Origin of the sequence: Enterococcus sp. C76, from assembly GCF_040886985.1 — a bacterium.
In the GTDB taxonomy this organism is placed as follows: domain Bacteria; phylum Bacillota; class Bacilli; order Lactobacillales; family Enterococcaceae; genus Enterococcus_B; species Enterococcus_B lactis.
The window spans coordinates 229,293-247,256 of record NZ_JBFOEY010000004.1 but is presented as its reverse complement, the minus strand read 5'-3'; the positions used below and the strand labels follow the sequence as shown (position 1 = coordinate 247,256).

Here is a 17,964-nt window from a genome sequence, read left to right as displayed (position 1 = left end):
ATGATATATTTTGATAACAGTGCAACGACCCCAATCTTTCCGCAAAGCTTAGATGCATACGTAAAAACCAGTCAGCGGATTATTGGGAATCCATCAAGTCTTCATGATTTGGGCAATCAAGCTAATCGGTTGTTGCAGCAAGCAAGAAAGCAGATCGCTGATTTGATCCATGCAGAACCAGAAGAAATCTTTTTTACTTCAGGAGGAACAGAAGGAGATAATTGGGTATTAAAAGGAACGATGATTGAAAAAAGAGAGTATGGGAATCATATGATCATTTCAGGAATCGAACATCCGGCAGTCAGTGAGACGGCCGAACAATTAAAAGAATTAGGAATCGAAGTAAGTATCGCCCCAGTAGATAAACGCGGTTTTGTACGTGTTGACGAATTGAAAAAATTAATAAGAAAAGAGACAGTTTTGGTCTCTGTTATGGCTGTGAATAATGAAGTAGGATCGATTCAGCCCATCCAAGAAATCAGTGATCTTTTGGATGATTTCCCTAAAATTCATTTCCATGTAGATGCTGTTCAGGCAATCGGAAAAGTACCATTCTCGCAATGGTTGACAGGGAGAGTGGATTTTGCAACATTTTCAGCCCATAAATTCCATGGTCCACGGGGAACGGGTTTCATTTATTGGAAAAAGGGTCGTCGTTTAGCACCATTACTGACAGGTGGGGGACAGGAAAGAAATCAGCGAAGTGGGACAGAAAATGTTCCAGGTATTGTGGCTATGGCTAAAGCTTTACGTTTATCATTAGAGATAAAGGAACAAAAACCTGAGCAGACACAACGCTTAAAAGAAGCTTTGATCCATGCGCTGAAGTCGTATGATAAAGTGACGATCTTTTCAGAAGGAACCGACTATGCGCCGCATATTTTATGTTTTGCTCTAAAAGGAATTCGTGGTGAAGTTCTCGTCCATGCATTAGAGGAAAAACAAATATTTGTTTCTACTACTAGTGCCTGCTCCTCACGTAAACATATGGCAAGCAGTACATTGCATGCGATGCATGTACCAAATGATTTGGCTACATCTGCTATTCGAATCAGCCTAGATGAAAATAATTCATTAGCAGAAGTGGAGCAATTTATGATTATTTTCAAGCAGCTTTATAAGAAATTTTCTGCAATCAATTAAAAGAGGAGTGTTCTTGTGAAATACAGTGAAATTATGGTCCGTTATGGAGAACTTTCGACAAAAGGAAAGAATCGAAAAAGCTTTATCATGCAACTAGCACAAAATGTCAGACAAGCTTTGAAAGAATTTCCAGAAATCAAAATCCATGCTGATCGCGACCGGATGCATCTTTTGTTGAATGGTGCAGACAGTCAGCTAGTTATTCCAAAACTAGCAAAAATATTTGGGATCCAAAATTTTTCTCCGAGTATTCGGGTAGAAAAAGATGTCGAAGTTTTGAAACAAGCTGTTCAAGACATCATGAAAGAAATTTATACAGGGAAAGAAACATTTAAAATTATCGCTAAAAGAAGCGATCACCAATTTGAATTGACAAGTAATGAATTGAATCAAACATTAGGCAATGCTGTTTTTGATATTTTCCCTCATATCCAAGTTCAAATGCGTCAGCCCGATATTCCATTACGTGTAGAGATTCGTCGTGACGGCGCTTATCTGTCGTATGAAACGATCAAAGGAGCTGGCGGGTTGCCTGTAGGAACAAGCGGAAAAGGAATGCTCATGCTTTCTGGCGGGATTGATTCTCCTGTTGCAGGATATTTTGCAATGAAGCGGGGAGTGGAAATCGAAGCTGTTCATTTTGCTAGTCCGCCGTATACAAGTGAACAAGCACTGCAAAAAGCAAAAGACTTAACAGCGAAACTAGCACCTTATGTAGGAACAATCCATTTTATTGAAGTGCCATTTACCGAGATTCAAGAAGAAATCAAAAAATCAGTGCCACAAGGATATTGGATGACGATCACTCGTCGAATGATGTTGCGGTTGACCGATGAAATTCGCCGTATTCGTCATGGTCTAGTTATTTTGAATGGCGAATCATTAGGTCAAGTGGCTTCACAAACCTTGCAAAGTATGGTGGCTATCAATGAAGTAACGAATACGCCAATCATTCGGCCTGTAGCGACAATGGATAAACTTGAAATCATTGAAGTAGCAGAACAGATCGATACATTTAATCTTTCTATCCAGCCTTTTGAAGACTGCTGTACGATTTTTGCTCCTCCACAGCCAAAAACACGCCCTCAACTGGAAAAGGTCCATCAATATGAAGAGCGTTTAGCAATAGATGAAATGATCCAACGAGCACTAGCTGGCTTGAAGATGGAAGAGATACAAGCAGAATCTTCTAATGAAAAAACTGAAGAATTTTCAGAATTGCTATAGGTTGTGAAATCAGTGTTTTTACCTGAGTATTAGAGAAACAAAACGGAAAAATAGCTCCATATATTTTACCGTTTTTGAACTAATGTCGAAGATTAGCTGATAAATGATAAAAAAGAGAATTTTCCATGAAATAGCGACCCAAATAGTTAATTTTTGGGTCGTTTTATTTGTCTCACACCCTTTTCCTTCCTACCTGTAACCTTGCTCCCGGGTTAGAAACATGTTACACTAAATATGTGAAATTATTAACAAGGAGCGTCGTTATGCGAGAAAAAACAGATACACTGCCAAAAGCAACTGCGAAAAGGTTACCTTTATATTTACGCTATTTAAAGATGCTAGATGACTCAGGCATAAGTAGAATCAAATCAAATGAGTTCAGCGAAATCACCCAAATTCCTTCTGCAACGATCCGCAGAGACTTCTCGCAATTAGGCGAGCTAGGCAGAAGCGGATATGGCTATGATGTCCCTTTCCTTATCGATGTATTCAATAATATCCTTAATACTAAAGAAGAAAAACGAATCGCATTAGTCGGATACGGAAATCTTGGCAAAGCATTGAAACACAACAATTTTAGAAGAAATGAAAATCTAAATATCGTGTGCGTCTTTGATAATGATCCAGCACTGATCAATCGAGTCATTGATGGAGAGATGATCTATCCGATTGATCGTTTCGCGGAGATAGCCAAAGCAAAAAATGTGACAGTAGCAATCTCTACGGTACCAAGTAAATATTCACAATCTGCTATTGATGAAATTGTCAAAGGGAATGTAACCGCTATCCTTAACTTTGCACCTGACCGAGTAACTGTCCCAGCTTATGTCAATGTTCAATACATTGATTTGACAACCGAGTTACAGACGCTTATTTACTTTGATGAGAATTACTCAGAAGTTTTTTCTTAGGAAAATTTGAGTAGGCTTATTGATCTTGCGAGGATCCATTGTAATTCTTTCAAAAATTTTTTAATACTAAATGAAGTGGTTTTTTCACGACCACTTGTTGACTAAAAAAAAAAACCATTGTAGAATGAAGCATAACGCTGAACAAGAGGAGTAACTGGCACATTCATTCTTAGAGAGAGAACTATCTGCTGAAAGGTTCTCAATGACAACCAGTGAAGGTAGCTTGGGAGTTTCTGTCTTGAATGGAGTAGAGATAGACGAGTCGTGATCGTTAACTCACTGGAGAGGCAATAATGATTGATTATTGCAATTTAGGTGGTACCGCGTAAATCATACGTCCTAAAATACGAAAGTATTTTAGGACGTTTTTTAGTTTAAAGGAGGAAAACAGCATGACGGAAGAAAATAACCTATCAACAAAATATAACCCGCAAGAAGTTGAAGCTGGACGTTATCAGCATTGGTTAGAACAAGATTTGTTTAAACCGAGCGGAGATAAAAAAGCAAAACCTTATTCAATCGTGATCCCACCCCCAAATGTTACTGGAAAACTTCATTTAGGGCATGCTTGGGATACGACCTTGCAAGATATGCTGATTCGTCAAAAGAGAATGCAAGGATACGATACTTTATGGTTGCCTGGTATGGACCATGCAGGAATCGCGACACAAGCAAAGGTAGAAGCAAAGCTTAGAGAGCAAGGAATTTCTCGCTATGATCTAGGTCGTGAAAAGTTCATCGATCAAGTGTGGGAATGGAAAGAAGAGTATGCAAACCATATCCGTGAACAGTGGGCTAAAATGGGCTTATCTTTAGATTACAGCAGAGAACGTTTTACATTAGATGACGGATTATCTGAAGCAGTACGTAAAGTTTTTGTTACCTTATATGAAAAAGGGTTGATCTATCGCGGTGAATACATCATCAATTGGGACCCTCAAGCACGAACAGCTCTATCTGATATCGAAGTTATTCATAAAGACATCGAAGGCGCCTTTTACCATATGAGCTATGAACTGGCAGATGGATCAGGCGTAGTAGAAATTGCGACGACCCGGCCAGAAACGATGTTGGGAGATACGGCGATTGCTGTTCACCCAGAAGACGAGCGTTATCAAGCGCTGATCGGCAAAAAAGTGATTCTACCTTTAGTTAATAAAGAAATCCCAATCATTGCAGATGAATATGTAGATATGGAGTTTGGGACAGGTGTAGTAAAAATCACTCCAGCACATGATCCAAACGACTTTGAGGTAGGTAATCGTCATGATCTCCCACGAGTGAATGTGATGGATGATGATGGCACGATGAATGAACTAGCAGGAAAATATGCTGGAATGGATCGTTTCGCTGCTCGTAAAGCAATCGTGCAAGATCTAAAAGAAATCGGCCGATTGATCAAAATCGATACGATGGTCCATAGTGTGGGACATTCCGAGCGGACAGGTGTCGTTGTCGAACCTCGATTGTCTACTCAATGGTTTGTAAAAATGGCGCCGTTAGCAAAAAAAGCCATTGATAACCAAGAAACAGATCAAGCAGTGGAATTCTTCCCTCCAAGATTCAATCAAACATTTTTACGTTGGATGGAAAATGTCCATGACTGGGTAATTTCACGACAATTATGGTGGGGACATCAAATCCCTGCATGGTATCACAAAGAAACAGGTGAAATGTATGTAGGGATGGAAGCACCAGCTGATAGTGAAAACTGGGTCCAAGATCCGGATGTTTTAGACACTTGGTTTAGTTCAGCATTGTGGCCTTTTTCAACGATGGGCTGGCCAGACACGGAAAGCGAAGATTATAAGCGGTACTTCCCTACTAGCACCTTAGTAACTGGTTATGACATCATTTTCTTCTGGGTAAGCCGAATGATCTTCCAAAGTTTGGAATTTACTGGCGAACGACCATTTGAGAATGTCTTGATCCATGGATTGATTCGTGACGAACAAGGGCGGAAGATGAGTAAATCATTAGGTAATGGGATCGATCCGATGGAAGTAATCGAAAAGTATGGAGCAGATGCTCTTCGTTGGTTCTTATCGAATGGTTCTGCACCAGGGCAAGATGTTCGCTTCAGCTATGAAAAAATGGATGCTTCATGGAACTTTATCAATAAAATCTGGAATGCTTCACGTTTCGTTATCATGAATATCGAAGGTATGACCGTAGAAGAGATCGATTTATCTGGAGAAAAATCAGTGGCTGACCGTTGGATTCTTACACGTTTGAACGAAACAGTCGCACGTGTAACTGAATTATTTGATCGTTTTGAATTTGGTGAAGCCGGTAGACAACTGTATAACTTTATCTGGGATGATTTTTGTGACTGGTATATCGAAATGAGCAAAGAAGTACTTTATGGAGATGATGCTGTTTCAAAACAAACAACACGTAGTATCCTAGTCCATACCTTGGATCAGATTTTGCGTTTGTTGCATCCAATCATGCCATTCGTCACAGAAGAAATATGGGAACATATTCCTCATCAAGGAAATTCTCTAGTAGTAGCAGAATATCCTGTGGTACGTCCAGAGTTTGACGATGAAACTGCTTCTAAAGGAATGGAAGTATTGAAGGAATTGATTCGAGCCGTTCGAAATATTCGTTCAGAAGTGAATACACCATTGTCTAAACCAATCACATTATTAATCAAAACAAACGATGCTAAAATCGATCAATTTTTAGTTGAAAATACAAGCTACATCGAACGCTTCTGCAACCCAGAAGAGTTGACGATATCAAGTGAGATCACTGCACCAGATCTAGCGATGTCAGCTGTTCTGACAGGTGCAGAAATCTTCTTGCCGTTAGCAGGATTAATCAATATCGAAGAGGAAATCAAACGATTAGAAAAAGAACTGGAAAAATGGACAAGCGAAGTGAAACGTGTCCAAGGAAAACTTTCTAATGAACGGTTTGTTTCTAATGCGCCGGAAGAAGTAGTAGAGGCAGAACGTGCAAAAGAAAAAGATTATTTAGAGAAGCAAACGGCTGTCAAAGAACGAATCGAAAGTTTGCGTACTATTCAATAAAAGCGGGGAACACCACTTATTCCGAATAAGGGGACGTGACATGATTATTGTCGCATCCTCTTTTTTAGTCTACTCTGATTACTTAGAAAAAAGAGCGATTTATCATGTATCCGGAGCAGATTTTTCTCTCTATCGTCCTTTTATTTTTCTTATGTCTTCTATTTGTTATAATAAAAGAGAAATGGGGGAATTGTTGATGACGATTGAAGAAGCAATAGAATGGATCCATAGTCGATTACCATTTGGTTCACGTCCTGGTCTTGACCGAGTCGAAGCTTTATTAGAAGTGGTAGGTCATCCGGAGAGGAAAGTAAAAACGATCCATATCGCTGGAACAAACGGAAAAGGGTCTACTGTAGCCTATTTGAGAAGCCTATTAGAAGAAGCTGGTCTGATAGTTGGAACGTTTACTTCACCTTATATCGAAACGTTCAATGAACGGATTGCAATCAATGGCAAAAGTATCCCAGACAATGACTTGATCCAGCTTGTAAAAAAATATCAGCCGCTGATCAAACAACTTGATCAATTTGAAGCAGTAGCTGGTATCACTGAATTTGAGACATTAACAGCAATGTCATTTGATTATTTTTTGATGAAGAAAGTAGACGTAGCGATTATTGAAGTGGGCTTAGGTGGCTTATTGGATTCTACCAATGTAGCTGTACCGATGCTAACTGGAATAACAACGATTGGGCTTGATCATACCGAGATACTTGGAGAGACGATTGAAGAAATCGCTGCGCAAAAAGCAGGAATCATCAAACAAGGCGTTCCAGTTGTCACAGGAAACATCGGCCCAGAAGCTTTTAATATCATCAAACAAACAGCTAAAGAAAAAAATGCGATGCTTTATGTATACGGGGAAAATTATAAAATAAACTATCTGCATCCTGATGAGACTTGGGGAGAAGTATTTGAATTCTTTAATGAAGCAGGGAAAATCCCTCAACTAACCACGCCGCTTTTAGGGCAACATCAAGCTGAAAATGCAGGAGTAGCCATCGAATTGTATTTTGTTTACTGTCAATTGGAAAAGCTGCCTTTTCGAGAAAAAGATGTTTTGAAGGGGTTGAAGAAATCTCGATGGCCAGGAAGAATGGAGCGTTTGAGTAACGAGCCATTAGTTGTTTTAGATGGTGCCCATAATACGCATGCAATGAACCGGCTTGTTGAGAATTTGAAAAAAGAATTCAAAGGATATCAAATCAACATTTTGTTTTCCGCCTTACGAACTAAAAATGTTAGAGAAATGCTAGAACGACTGCAACAAGTACCAAATGTCCATATTTATTTGACGACCTTTGAACATCCAAAAGCCATCGAATTAAGTGAAGTATCAGATTTAGCAAGTGAGAGAGTATCAATCGTTTCATTGTGGCAATTCGGATTAGCAGATATATTGGAAAAGATGACAAATGAAGATGTATTAGTTGTGACCGGTTCGCTTTATTTCATTTCAGAAGTTCGTCATTTATTAATACAATTAGGAGGAGACCATGAAGTATAATGCAGTGATTTTTGATATGGATGGTTTATTGTTTGACACAGAGTTAGTATATTACGAGGCTTCACAAGTAGTAGCAGATAGGATGGGTTTTCCTTATGATAAAGACCTGTATTTAAAATTCTTAGGTGTTTCCGATGAAGAAGTGTGGGCGAATTATCATATGATTTTTGCGGAATTCGGTAAAACAAGCGTACAAAAATTCATAGACGATTCATACCAGGAAACGCTTGAGCGCTTTTCAAAAGGAGCCGTACAAATGAAGCCAGGTGTGTTGGAACTCCTCTCTTTTTTAGAAGAACATCAGATTCCCAAAGTTGTCGCTTCCAGTAACCAACGAGCTGTCATTGAACTTTTATTGAAGAAGAACAATCTGTTTGAACGATTTGAAACGATTGTTTCCGCAGAGAATGTCCAACGAGCAAAACCAGATCCGGAAATTTTTTTATTAGCCAATCAGAAATTAGGTACAGCTAAGAAAGAAACATTGATTTTAGAAGATTCACAAAATGGTATTTTAGCAGCTTCTGCGGCTGAGATCCCTGTAGTCATGGTTCCAGATTTGCTTCCGCCTTCCCAAGAATTGATCAAAAAAACGGCTGGGGTCGTTTCTTCTTTGCATGAAATCCCTGCATTGATAAAATAAAAATCCATCTCTTTTCGTATCTTATTTTAGAAAAGATAGAAAGGAGATGTTTTTTTGGAAAAACGATTGATCAAAGAAGTACCAACTAGCTCTTTACCAAGGGAACGTATGGAAATTTATGGAGCTGAAGCTTTATCGGATCAGGAGCTTTTAGCAATTTTACTGCGTACTGGTCAGCACCCTCATAGTGTGATGTCGATTGCCGGCAATCTGTTAAAAACGTTTGGAGGATTGGCTTCTTTACGACAGGCTACTTTGCATGAGTTAGAAGAGATTCGAGGGATAGGACGTGTGAAAGCAATCGAAATCAAAGCCTTGATCGAGTTAGGCCGCCGCATTCAGACGGACCAAGAAAGAGCATCTCCCGCCATTCGTACTAGCTATGAACTGGCACAACAATTGATTCTGGAAATGAAAGATCACAAACAGGAACATTTGATTTGTATTTATTTGGACACGAAGAATCAAGTGATCTTAAAAAAGACAGTGTTCATCGGTTCGCTGAATCAGTCAGTCGCTCATCCTAGAGAAATATTCCATTATGCCGTACGTTACTGCGCGGCAAGAATCGTTTTAGCACATAATCATCCTTCTGGTAATGTTATTCCATCACAACAGGATATGAATTTTACTAAAAGGATACAAAAGTGTGGAGAAATGATGGGCATCACTGTACTGGATCATTTGATCATCGGACGTAAACGATATTTTAGTTTGAGAGAAGAAGGATTAATGGAAGAGAAGTAAGTTGCTTTCTTGCAAAAAAAATGAAGCAAGTGTACAATTATATTGTAATTTTGTTTGGGAATAGAAGTTGAAACATCTGTTGCACCTCTATCGTACACGAGCAATGTTACAATTTAAATAAGTGCTTTTGGCACGAGGAGGATATTATTATGGAAAACGGAACAGTAAAATGGTTCAACGCTGAAAAAGGATTTGGATTTATCTCACGTGAAGATGGAAGCGACGTATTCGTACACTTCTCTGCTATCCAAGGTGACGGATTCAAAACATTAGAAGAAGGTCAAGCAGTGACTTTTGACGTTGAAGAATCAGACCGTGGCCCACAAGCTGCAAACGTTGTAAAAGCTTAATTTTATCTGTAAATCAAATTGATGGTAGGCATCAATTTTTACGAGAGAACAAAGCGAGTAACAAAAATACCTGCCACAAGAGGAAATTTCTCTTGTGGCAGGTATTTTTTGTATGAAAAAGTAAATAAATTTTAAGAGGTTGTGAAAAAGCTGCCCTGTATCAAGCAATAAGAACAGCCAAATAAAAACAACTTGTCCTGTTTTCCGTTCGGTTTCTCTTATACTCAGGTCAGGGCACTAATTTCACAACCTCTTACTTATTCTTCATCTGGTGTCATGACCATCGGTAAAATCATTGGATGTCTTTCTGTACGTTCGAATAAGAATGGCTGAAGTGCGCCAGTCATCGCTTCTTTCAATTTATATTCTGAACAGTCAGGTCCATTTAAACATTCTCTTAAAGCATGGAATAAGATTCGCTGAGCTTCATTGATCATTTCTCCTGATTCTCGCATGTAGACAAATCCACGAGAAAGAATATCTGGACCAGCCAAGATTTCTTTTTTCTTGATATCTACTGTTGCAACAGCTAATACAAGACCTTCTTCTGAAAGCAAGTGACGGTCACGTAAAACGACATTACCGATATCGCCGATCCCGCTACCATCGATATACACATCTCCAGCAACAAAATGCCCAGCAGGACGTGCAGAATCGCTAGTTAACGCTAAAACATCGCCATTTTCCATGATGAAGCAGTTTTCTGCAGGAACACCTACATCTTGTGCTAGAGAAGCATGGACTTTCAGCATGCGGAATTCTCCATGGACAGGGATAAAATATTTTGGTTTCATCAAGCGAAGCATCAATTTTTGTTCTTCTTGTCCACCGTGACCGGAAGTATGGATGTTATTGATTTTTCCATGGATTACTTCTGCGCCAGCTTCAGACAGCAAGTTGATCAAATGATTGACACTTGTTGTATTACCAGGGATAGGTGAACTTGAAAAGATCACTGTATCGTCTGGCTGGATTTGGATTTGACGGTGGGTACCATTTGCAATACGGCTCAAAGCGGCCATCGCTTCCCCTTGAGAACCTGTACATAGGATCATCGTTTCGTTAGCAGGCAAGCGATTGATTTCATGTGCATCTACAAATGTGCCGTCTGGAACTTTGATATATCCTAAACGTTGGCCATTGACAATGGCATTTTCCATGCTACGTCCGAAAACAGCGATTTTACGACCAGTCGCCACAGCGGCATCAGCTGCTTGCTGCAAACGGAAGATATTAGAAGCAAAGCTGGCAAAAATAATACGACCTTCGATTTTTGAAAAGATCTTCAAGATAGAATGACCAATCGTTTTTTCTGATTTAGTAAATGTTGGAATCTCAGCATTTGTACTATCAGATAAAAGGCACAAGACACCTTCTTCCCCGATACGAGCCATTTTATGCAAGTTTGCTGGTTCGCCGACGGGAGTGAAATCAAACTTGAAGTCTCCAGTCGCTACGATATTACCAGAAGGTGTTTTTACCACGATCCCTAATGCGTCTGGGATACTATGAGTCGTTCTGAAAAAGCTGACAGAAGTTTTTCTAAAACGAATAATCGTATCTTCATTGATTTCATGAAGCTCTGCCTCTCGAAGCAAGCCATGCTCATCTAATTTGTTCGTGATCAACGCTAATGCGAGAGGACCAGCATAGATAGGAATATTTGCTTGTTTTAGCAAGTAGGGTATTCCGCCGATGTGGTCTTCATGTCCGTGAGTAATCACTAGGGCTTTTACTTTGTGCAAGTTTTGTATGATGTAGCTGTAGTCGGGAATGACATAGTCAATTCCAAGTAGATCGTCTTCCGGGAACTTGATCCCGGCATCAATCAAAATGATTTCATCTTGGAATTGTACCCCATACGTATTTTTCCCGATTTCACCTAATCCACCAATAGCAAAGACGCCTGTCTCATTATTTTTGATGGAAAGTTTCATATTAAAACTCCACTAATGAGAAATCAGCATTTTCTTTTTCGTATTCTAGATGACTTCCTTCTAGAAGTTGAACGAATTCAATATTGTATGGGGTATTTTCTTCCACACGTTGGCGAGCGTCTACATCGCTTTTTGCCTCAATGTAAAGAGATTTTGTTTCTTCCCGTTTAGGGTTACGTACTTTTGTTTCTTGATAATAAACTTTATAGATCATTGTTTTGTCTCCTTTATCTGCGTAAAGCAGTGATTTAGCTAGTTGATTTTTTTAGACAACACAAAACGAGGGGACAAGCCACCTAGTTTTTCATATGCTTTGACTAGAATACTGGATTCGAGTCAAAGAGACAAGCCTCGTTTTTGCTCATCTGTTCGGATATTTTTTCAACCGTACCTTCTGTATAAAAAATATACAACAATTAATTGTTATTCTAGCATAAAACAGCAAATAAGTATAGAAATCAACTAGATTGAAAGAAAAAATCAACGTTTATCATTTTACTATAATCATAATGACTTTTTTATGAGAGAAGTGTTCTATTAATAGGTTCGTTGTGCTATCATTTTTAGTAATGAAAATGTAACAAAAGATTAAAAGGAGATGAGAAAGTGAAACTAATGTGGCATTATACCATGCGTTATAAGAAATTCTTGTTTTTCAATTTTATATGCGTATTCGGTTTTATTTTGATTGAATTAGGACTTCCTACGATTTTAGCGCGTATGATTGATGTAGGAATCCGCAATGATGATTTTGATTATGTGAAACAGCAAGGGATATTTATGATCGTTATTACCGTAATCGGTATTATTTTGAATATCTTGTTAGGTTATTTTGGTTCGAGGATCACGACCAATATCGTAGCAGATATTCGAGATGACTTGTTCGAAAAGATCCAAAGCTATTCGCATCAGGAGTACGAAAATTTAGGCGTATCTTCCTTGATCACTCGTACAACAAATGATGCTTATCAGATCATGTTGTTCCTGCAAAATATTTTACGTATCGGTTTCATGGCGCCGATGATGTTCGTTGTCAGTTTGTACATGGTCATGCGTACAAGTGTGACACTCAGCTTGTATGTAGTAGGCGCATTGCCTTTGCTATTATTGGCGGTCGTAGCGATTGCTAAGGTGTCTGAGCCGTTATCTAAAAAACAACAAAAAAACTTAGATAAAATCAATAGTATCTTGCGGGAAAACCTTTCAGGATTGCGTGTGATTCGTGCATTCGTCAATGAAAAGTTTGAAGAAAAACGCTTTGCTGTAGTCAATGAGAATTATGCTGCTAGTTCGAAAAGCTTGTTCCGTTTGATGGCTGTTGCACAACCAGGTTTTTATTTCTTATTTAATATCGTGATGGTATTGATCATTTGGAGCGGGGCAGTGCAAATCGATGCTGGCGAACTTCGGGTAGGAGATTTGATTGCATTTATCGAGTATATATTCCATGCCTTATTCTCATTCATGTTATTTGCCAGTGTGTTCATGATGTATCCAAGAGCAGCCGTTTCAGCTGGACGTATCCAAGAGGCACTAGATGCCAAACCTTCGATTGTAGAAGATCCAAATGGTATATCGGATACGAAGATTAAAGGGTATATCGAATTTCAAAATGTAACATTTGCTTATCCAGGCCATTCGCAAGAGCCAGTGATTCGAAATGTCAGTTTTACAGCCTCTCCAGGAGAAACCGTTGCTTTTATTGGAAGTACCGGTAGCGGAAAATCTACGTTGATTCAATTGATTCCTCGCTTTTATGATGTGAGTGAAGGAAAGATCTTGGTCGACGGAGTAGACGTGAGAGATTATCGGTTAAGCAAGTTGCGAGACAAGATTGGGTTTATTCCGCAAAAAGCGCTGCTATTTACTGGAACGATTGCCGATAATTTGCGATACGGGAAAGAAGATGCCACACAAGAAGAAATGGAACGTGCAGCTGAGATTGCTCAAGCTTCAGAATTCATTTCTCGAAAACCAGATGGATTTGACGAACATTTATCAGAAGGTGGTTCCAATTTTTCAGGCGGACAAAAACAACGATTGGCAATAGCCAGAGCCATCATACGCCGTCCGGAAATCTATATTTTTGATGACAGCTTTTCTGCATTAGATTATCAAACGGATGCGAAGTTACGTGCTCGTCTGAAAAAAGAAACAACAGAGTCTACTGTATTGATCGTAGCACAACGTGTGGGAACGATCATGCATGCAGATAAGATCATCGTATTAAATGAAGGAGAAGTCGTCGGTATGGGGACACATCGGGAGTTGTTGGAAAAATGCCCGATTTATTATGATATTGCCGCTTCTCAATTATCAAAGGAGGAACTAGCATGAAAAAAACCTTTTCTTCCTTAAAACGTTTAGCTCGATATATCAGACCGTATCGTGGGACTTTTCTTCTAGTGATCCTATTTACAGTTCTGACAGTGGCTTTCAACGTGGCTTTGCCATATGTTACAGGACTTCCTACTACAGAAATCAGTCGTAATATTGCCAATGGCGAATCAATCAATTTTTCTTATATATTCAAATGTCTTATTTGGATCACAGTGGTCGGAATAGGGTATTGTATTTCGCAATTGCTTTCTGGGGTTTTGATGACAAATGTCGTTCAAAGTGCCATGCATGATTTGCGAAGAGACATAGAAGAAAAAATCAATCGTCTTCCGGTTTCTTATTTCGATAAAAACCAGCAAGGAAATATTTTGTCTCGTGTGACGAATGATGTAGATGCAGTCAGCGGTGCTTTACAACAAGCTTTTATTGGTATCGTAAATGCGATATTGGGAATTACGTTGGCTGCAGCAATGATGTTTTATATCCAGCCGATGATGGCGCTGATCTCTATGATCATGATTCCAACATCGATCTGGATCTCCAAACGAGTGATCAATGCTTCGCAGAAATATTTTCAAAGCATGCAGAATTCGCTTGGTGAGCTAAACGGCTACGTTCAAGAAAATATGACAGGTTTCAGTGTATTGAAAGTATACGGACGCGAAAAAGAAACATTGGAAGGATTCAAAAAAGTAAATCATAGCTTGAAATACTTTGGGTTCCGCGCAGCGTTCATTTCTGGGTTGATGATGCCATTAGTCCAACTAACTGCCTATGCTACTTATATTGGTATGGCTGTTCTAGGAAGTTTCTATGTTATTACTGGAGCAATCGTTGTTGGTCAACTTCAGGCGTTCATCCAATATATTTGGCAAATCAGCCAGCCGATGGGGAACGTGACACAATTGTCTTCTGTTTTGCAAAGTGCATCAGCGGCAACAAAACGTGTATTCGAGATTTTAGATGAGCCAGAAGAAAAAGAAAACAAAGTAGATGTTTCACTGCCAGAAACGATTTTAGGAGATGTGACATTCGATCATGTCGATTTTGCGTATGATCCGAAGAAACCATTGATCCAAGATTTGAACTTTGAAGTGAAAGCAGGTCAAACCGTGGCTGTCGTCGGTCCGACCGGTGCAGGCAAGACGACCTTGATCAATCTATTGATGCGTTTTTACGACGTAGACAAAGGAGCTATCAGGATCGACGGGATTGATACCAAATCAATGAGCCGCAGTGATGTCCGTTCCCTGTTTGGTATGGTCTTACAAGATGCATGGCTCTATCAAGGAACGATTGCCGATAATATCCGTTTTGGAAAGCTTGATGCGACAGATTATGAAGTAGTAGATGCTGCAAAAACAGCAAACGTAGACCATTTTATCCGGACAATGCCAGATGGATATGAGATGGCCATCAATGCTGAGGGAGACAATGTGTCTTTAGGACAAAAACAGTTGCTGACGATTGCCCGAGCAGTGGTTTCAGATCCTAAAATTTTGATTTTGGATGAAGCGACAAGTTCAGTAGACACTCGTTTAGAAGCGTTGATTCAAAAAGCGATGGATCGCGTGATGGAGGGGCGGACAAGTTTTGTCATTGCTCACCGTTTATCGACGATACGCGATGCAGATCTGATTCTAGTGATGGACCAAGGTCAGATCATTGAAAAAGGAACACATGAGAGTTTATTGGCACAAGGCGGATTTTATGAAAAACTGTATAACAGCCAATTCGCTGAGGAAGCAGGATAAATCATAGAAGTATAAAACAGTTTGAAACTTATTTTTTGTTCTCCTTTCTTGATAATGGTAAAGTAAGGTTATCAAAAAAAGTGAGGGCACGGAGATGGAACAGTTTTTAAATGAAAAAATCACTGAAGCCAAAAGAGAAATTGATCGTTTAACGCACGTCTGTCAGACAAAACCATTTGATTCAGCTGATTTTTTTGAAAATGAGTTTCAAATCGAACGCTTGGCAGCACAAATCGAAGTGTACGAATTAGTTTTGAAGAAAGTAATAGAAGAAAAGATAGAGGTACAATAAACAGGTAAAACGTCAGTTTACTAGATAGCGCAAATAGGCATCTGGACTGAGCAGGTTTTACCTGTTTTTTTCTTATAAAATAAATATATGCTATGATACATTTATTCAATAGGATTAGTTTCTACAAAAAAACGAAAGGAGAAAATAGAGATGGAACGGTTTATAGCATCAAATGCTACAGTGATTGGTGACGTGACATTGTCAGAAGATGTGACGATCTGGTATCAAGCAGTTTTACGCGGGGACAGTAATTGGATAAAAGTAGGACAAAGAACGAATATCCAAGATGGTACAATCGTCCATGTCGATCATGATGCACCTGTAGATATTGCGGAGAATGTGACGGTAGGGCATCAGTGTATGCTACACGGCTGTACAATCGAAAAAGGGGCGCTGATCGGGATGGGAACCACGATATTGAATCATGCGGTTATTGGTGAGAATAGTTTGATTGGTGCTGGATCATTAGTAACAGAAGGAAAAGTTATTCCTCCTAATGTCTTGGCTTTTGGTCGTCCAGCTAAAGTGATCCGACCTTTGACAAAAGAAGAAATCCAAAAAAACAAAGAAAACATCCAGCATTATGTCGAAATAGGTCGGATGCATGCGCAAGGAAAATTCAAGGAGCAAAGATAGGCAGTAGCATCCATAAAAATAAAAAAAGGATGGTCAGTTTGAGCTGGCCATCCTTTTTTTGGTTTAGATAAGAGAGCTTAAAAAGCTTCCTTTGAAACAGATTAATTTAATGAAGAACTGTTTTCCATGACTTCATCAATCAATCCATATGCTTTTGCTTGTTCAGCTGTCATATAGTTGTCACGGTCTGTATCTTTTTCAATCACTTCAAGCGGTTGGCCAGTGCGTTCAGCTAGAATTTTGTTTAAGCGTTCGCGTGTTTGTAAAATATGACGTGCCGCAATTTCGATTTCAGTTGCTTGACCTTGAGCGCCGCCAAGAGGTTGATGGATCATGATCTCAGCATTTGGTAAAGCAAATCGTTTCCCTTTTGTACCAGCTGTCAGCAAGAAGCTTCCCATTGAAGCAGCCATACCCATAACGATTGTTTGGACATCTGCTTTGACAAAGTTCATTGTGTCGTAGATAGCCATACCTGCTGTAACTGAACCACCAGGAGAATTGATATAAAGATAGATATCTTTTTCAGAATCTTGAGCATCTAAGAAAAGCAATTGGGCGATGATCGAATTAGCAAGATCATCAGTTACTTGGCCGCTTAACATGATGATACGGTCTTTCAATAAACGTGAGTAGATATCGTAAGCTCTTTCGCCTCGTGATGATTGTTCAATGACTGTAGGAATTAAATTCATAATAGAGTTCCTCCTTGGTTTCGTTTAGAAATAGTGTACCATAATTTAGTTTCTAATACCTAAAAAGTAGTATACATTTTTGGTCAAAAAAGGTCAAATAAAAAACTTAGGCAAATTAGTCGCATAAACCTGCTTTATGGTATGATAAGCAGAGAAGCAAAACAAGGAGGAACAACAGATTGATAGTTGGTATTACCGGTCTTATCGGCGTGTTGACGGGTGCTGTAGTTGTCTATATCGGCATGATACTGCAAATGCGTCACTTAGAAAATAAAGAACAGCGTAGACGTGAATTGGAATTGAAAGTCAAAGAAATCGAGACGCTGAACCAATTAAATAAAAAGATCAACGAGATCTTGCAAAAACGGACGACGCTGATGGAAGAATATGTCAGCTTTGATGCATTCGATGATTGTTATATCACGATTGACGATTTTGCGTATCTCCAATCATTTTCAGCGCAGAATAGTTTTTATCTGCCAAATTATATTTTAGATGAGCTGTTTAAGAACATCTCCCATCGAAAAGTGATTTTATCTCCAGATGAAACAATGAAGATTGGTGGATATGCTTATAAAGGCGGACGCGTGATTTTAGAGAATTTTACGGATAGTTTGACTGAAATGATCAATGAAAAAAAAGCACAGTTGAAGACTATGACGCGCCAGCCGATTGGTTTCTTCTCGAAAGATGATGTTTGGAGCTGATATTTTGAAGTATTGCCGTTGCACATGAGAGCGT

At 39.2% G+C, this 17,964-nt stretch carries 16 protein-coding genes and 1 other annotated feature; of the genes, 13 read left to right on the top strand and 3 right to left on the bottom strand.

Annotation, left to right across the window (positions count from 1 at the left end):
- The 8 genes from AB3I00_RS07535 to AB3I00_RS07500 all read left to right on the top strand — a co-directional run bounded on the left by AB3I00_RS07535 (position 1) and on the right by AB3I00_RS07500 (position 9,569).
- Positions 1-1,143 (top strand): cysteine desulfurase family protein, encoded by a 1,143-nt coding sequence (locus AB3I00_RS07535; RefSeq protein ID WP_002315458.1) that lies wholly within the window; start codon positions 1-3, stop codon positions 1,141-1,143.
- 15 nt (positions 1,144-1,158) lie between these two features.
- Positions 1,159-2,370, top strand: coding sequence for a tRNA uracil 4-sulfurtransferase ThiI (thiI, locus tag AB3I00_RS07530; RefSeq protein WP_002310213.1), 1,212 nt, complete (start codon positions 1,159-1,161; stop codon positions 2,368-2,370).
- A 263-nt stretch (positions 2,371-2,633) separates the two neighbouring features.
- On the top strand, positions 2,634-3,281 hold the full coding sequence (locus AB3I00_RS07525) for a redox-sensing transcriptional repressor Rex (RefSeq protein WP_002287954.1): 648 nt from the start codon (positions 2,634-2,636) through the stop codon (positions 3,279-3,281).
- A gap of 128 nt (positions 3,282-3,409) precedes the next feature.
- Positions 3,410-3,626 (top strand) — a binding site (T-box leader).
- Between the two features lie 47 nt (positions 3,627-3,673).
- The gene (locus AB3I00_RS07520; protein ID WP_002315456.1) at positions 3,674-6,319 is read left to right on the top strand and encodes a valine--tRNA ligase; all 2,646 of its coding nucleotides are present in this window, start codon (positions 3,674-3,676) and stop codon (positions 6,317-6,319) included.
- A 196-nt stretch (positions 6,320-6,515) separates the two neighbouring features.
- A complete protein-coding gene (locus AB3I00_RS07515) occupies positions 6,516-7,829 on the top strand; it encodes a folylpolyglutamate synthase/dihydrofolate synthase family protein (RefSeq protein WP_104764374.1) in 1,314 nt (437 codons plus the stop codon).
- On the top strand, positions 7,819-8,472 hold the full coding sequence (locus AB3I00_RS07510) for an HAD family phosphatase (protein ID WP_002315454.1): 654 nt from the start codon (positions 7,819-7,821) through the stop codon (positions 8,470-8,472). The genes AB3I00_RS07515 and AB3I00_RS07510 overlap by 11 nt, the downstream gene beginning before the upstream one ends.
- 54 nt (positions 8,473-8,526) lie before the next feature.
- Positions 8,527-9,219 (top strand): DNA repair protein RadC, encoded by a 693-nt coding sequence (gene radC / locus AB3I00_RS07505; protein ID WP_002315453.1) that lies wholly within the window; start codon positions 8,527-8,529, stop codon positions 9,217-9,219.
- Positions 9,220-9,368: 149 nt separating this feature from the next.
- Positions 9,369-9,569, top strand: a complete 201-nt coding sequence (locus AB3I00_RS07500) for a cold-shock protein (protein ID WP_002294067.1) — start codon at positions 9,369-9,371, stop codon at positions 9,567-9,569.
- 257 nt (positions 9,570-9,826) lie between these two features.
- On the opposite strand, the gene AB3I00_RS07495 is transcribed toward AB3I00_RS07500, so the two are convergent.
- Positions 9,827-11,506 (bottom strand): ribonuclease J, encoded by a 1,680-nt coding sequence (locus AB3I00_RS07495; RefSeq protein ID WP_002310218.1) that lies wholly within the window; start codon positions 11,504-11,506, stop codon positions 9,827-9,829.
- A gap of 1 nt (position 11,507) precedes the next feature.
- The gene (locus AB3I00_RS07490; RefSeq protein ID WP_002287947.1) at positions 11,508-11,720 is read right to left on the bottom strand and encodes a DNA-directed RNA polymerase subunit epsilon; all 213 of its coding nucleotides are present in this window, start codon (positions 11,718-11,720) and stop codon (positions 11,508-11,510) included.
- A 392-nt stretch (positions 11,721-12,112) separates the two neighbouring features.
- Between AB3I00_RS07490 and efrA the strand changes: the two genes are divergently transcribed.
- The 4 genes from efrA to AB3I00_RS07470 all read left to right on the top strand — a co-directional run bounded on the left by efrA (position 12,113) and on the right by AB3I00_RS07470 (position 16,528).
- Positions 12,113-13,843 (top strand): multidrug efflux ABC transporter subunit EfrA, encoded by a 1,731-nt coding sequence (gene efrA / locus AB3I00_RS07485; RefSeq protein ID WP_368025009.1) that lies wholly within the window; start codon positions 12,113-12,115, stop codon positions 13,841-13,843.
- A complete protein-coding gene (gene efrB / locus AB3I00_RS07480) occupies positions 13,840-15,600 on the top strand; it encodes a multidrug efflux ABC transporter subunit EfrB (protein ID WP_002335505.1) in 1,761 nt (586 codons plus the stop codon). The genes efrA and efrB overlap by 4 nt, the downstream gene beginning before the upstream one ends.
- A gap of 94 nt (positions 15,601-15,694) precedes the next feature.
- Positions 15,695-15,892, top strand: a complete 198-nt coding sequence (locus tag AB3I00_RS07475; protein WP_002315450.1) for a hypothetical protein — start codon at positions 15,695-15,697, stop codon at positions 15,890-15,892.
- A gap of 150 nt (positions 15,893-16,042) precedes the next feature.
- Complete coding sequence (locus AB3I00_RS07470) at positions 16,043-16,528, top strand: gamma carbonic anhydrase family protein (protein ID WP_002310223.1); 486 nt, start codon at positions 16,043-16,045, stop codon at positions 16,526-16,528.
- Positions 16,529-16,629: 101 nt separating this feature from the next.
- Here AB3I00_RS07470 and clpP read toward each other — a convergent pair whose 3' ends face one another.
- Positions 16,630-17,223, bottom strand: a complete 594-nt coding sequence (gene clpP, locus AB3I00_RS07465; protein ID WP_002289402.1) for an ATP-dependent Clp endopeptidase proteolytic subunit ClpP — start codon at positions 17,221-17,223, stop codon at positions 16,630-16,632.
- 179 nt (positions 17,224-17,402) lie between these two features.
- On the opposite strand from clpP, the gene AB3I00_RS07460 reads away from it, so the two are divergent.
- Positions 17,403-17,930 carry a hypothetical protein gene (locus AB3I00_RS07460; protein WP_002289403.1) on the top strand — a complete coding sequence of 176 codons (528 nt, stop codon included), beginning with the start codon at positions 17,403-17,405 and terminating at the stop codon, positions 17,928-17,930.
- The last annotated feature ends 34 nt before the right edge of the window (positions 17,931-17,964 follow it).

Coding starts and splice junctions, on each gene's coding strand:
- AB3I00_RS07525 (WP_002287954.1), top strand. CDS start 2,634: ATGCGAGAAAAAACAGATACACTGCCAAAAGCAACTGCGAAAAGGTTA.
- AB3I00_RS07510 (WP_002315454.1), top strand. CDS start 7,819: ATGAAGTATAATGCAGTGATTTTTGATATGGATGGTTTATTGTTTGAC.
- AB3I00_RS07495 (WP_002310218.1), bottom strand. CDS start 11,506: ATGAAACTTTCCATCAAAAATAATGAGACAGGCGTCTTTGCTATTGGT.
- AB3I00_RS07475 (WP_002315450.1), top strand. CDS start 15,695: ATGGAACAGTTTTTAAATGAAAAAATCACTGAAGCCAAAAGAGAAATT.
- efrB (WP_002335505.1), top strand. CDS start 13,840: ATGAAAAAAACCTTTTCTTCCTTAAAACGTTTAGCTCGATATATCAGA.
- AB3I00_RS07470 (WP_002310223.1), top strand. CDS start 16,043: ATGGAACGGTTTATAGCATCAAATGCTACAGTGATTGGTGACGTGACA.
- AB3I00_RS07520 (WP_002315456.1), top strand. CDS start 3,674: ATGACGGAAGAAAATAACCTATCAACAAAATATAACCCGCAAGAAGTT.
- AB3I00_RS07535 (WP_002315458.1), top strand. CDS start 1: ATGATATATTTTGATAACAGTGCAACGACCCCAATCTTTCCGCAAAGC.
- AB3I00_RS07515 (WP_104764374.1), top strand. CDS start 6,516: ATGACGATTGAAGAAGCAATAGAATGGATCCATAGTCGATTACCATTT.
- AB3I00_RS07490 (WP_002287947.1), bottom strand. CDS start 11,720: ATGATCTATAAAGTTTATTATCAAGAAACAAAAGTACGTAACCCTAAA.
- AB3I00_RS07500 (WP_002294067.1), top strand. CDS start 9,369: ATGGAAAACGGAACAGTAAAATGGTTCAACGCTGAAAAAGGATTTGGA.
- clpP (WP_002289402.1), bottom strand. CDS start 17,223: ATGAATTTAATTCCTACAGTCATTGAACAATCATCACGAGGCGAAAGA.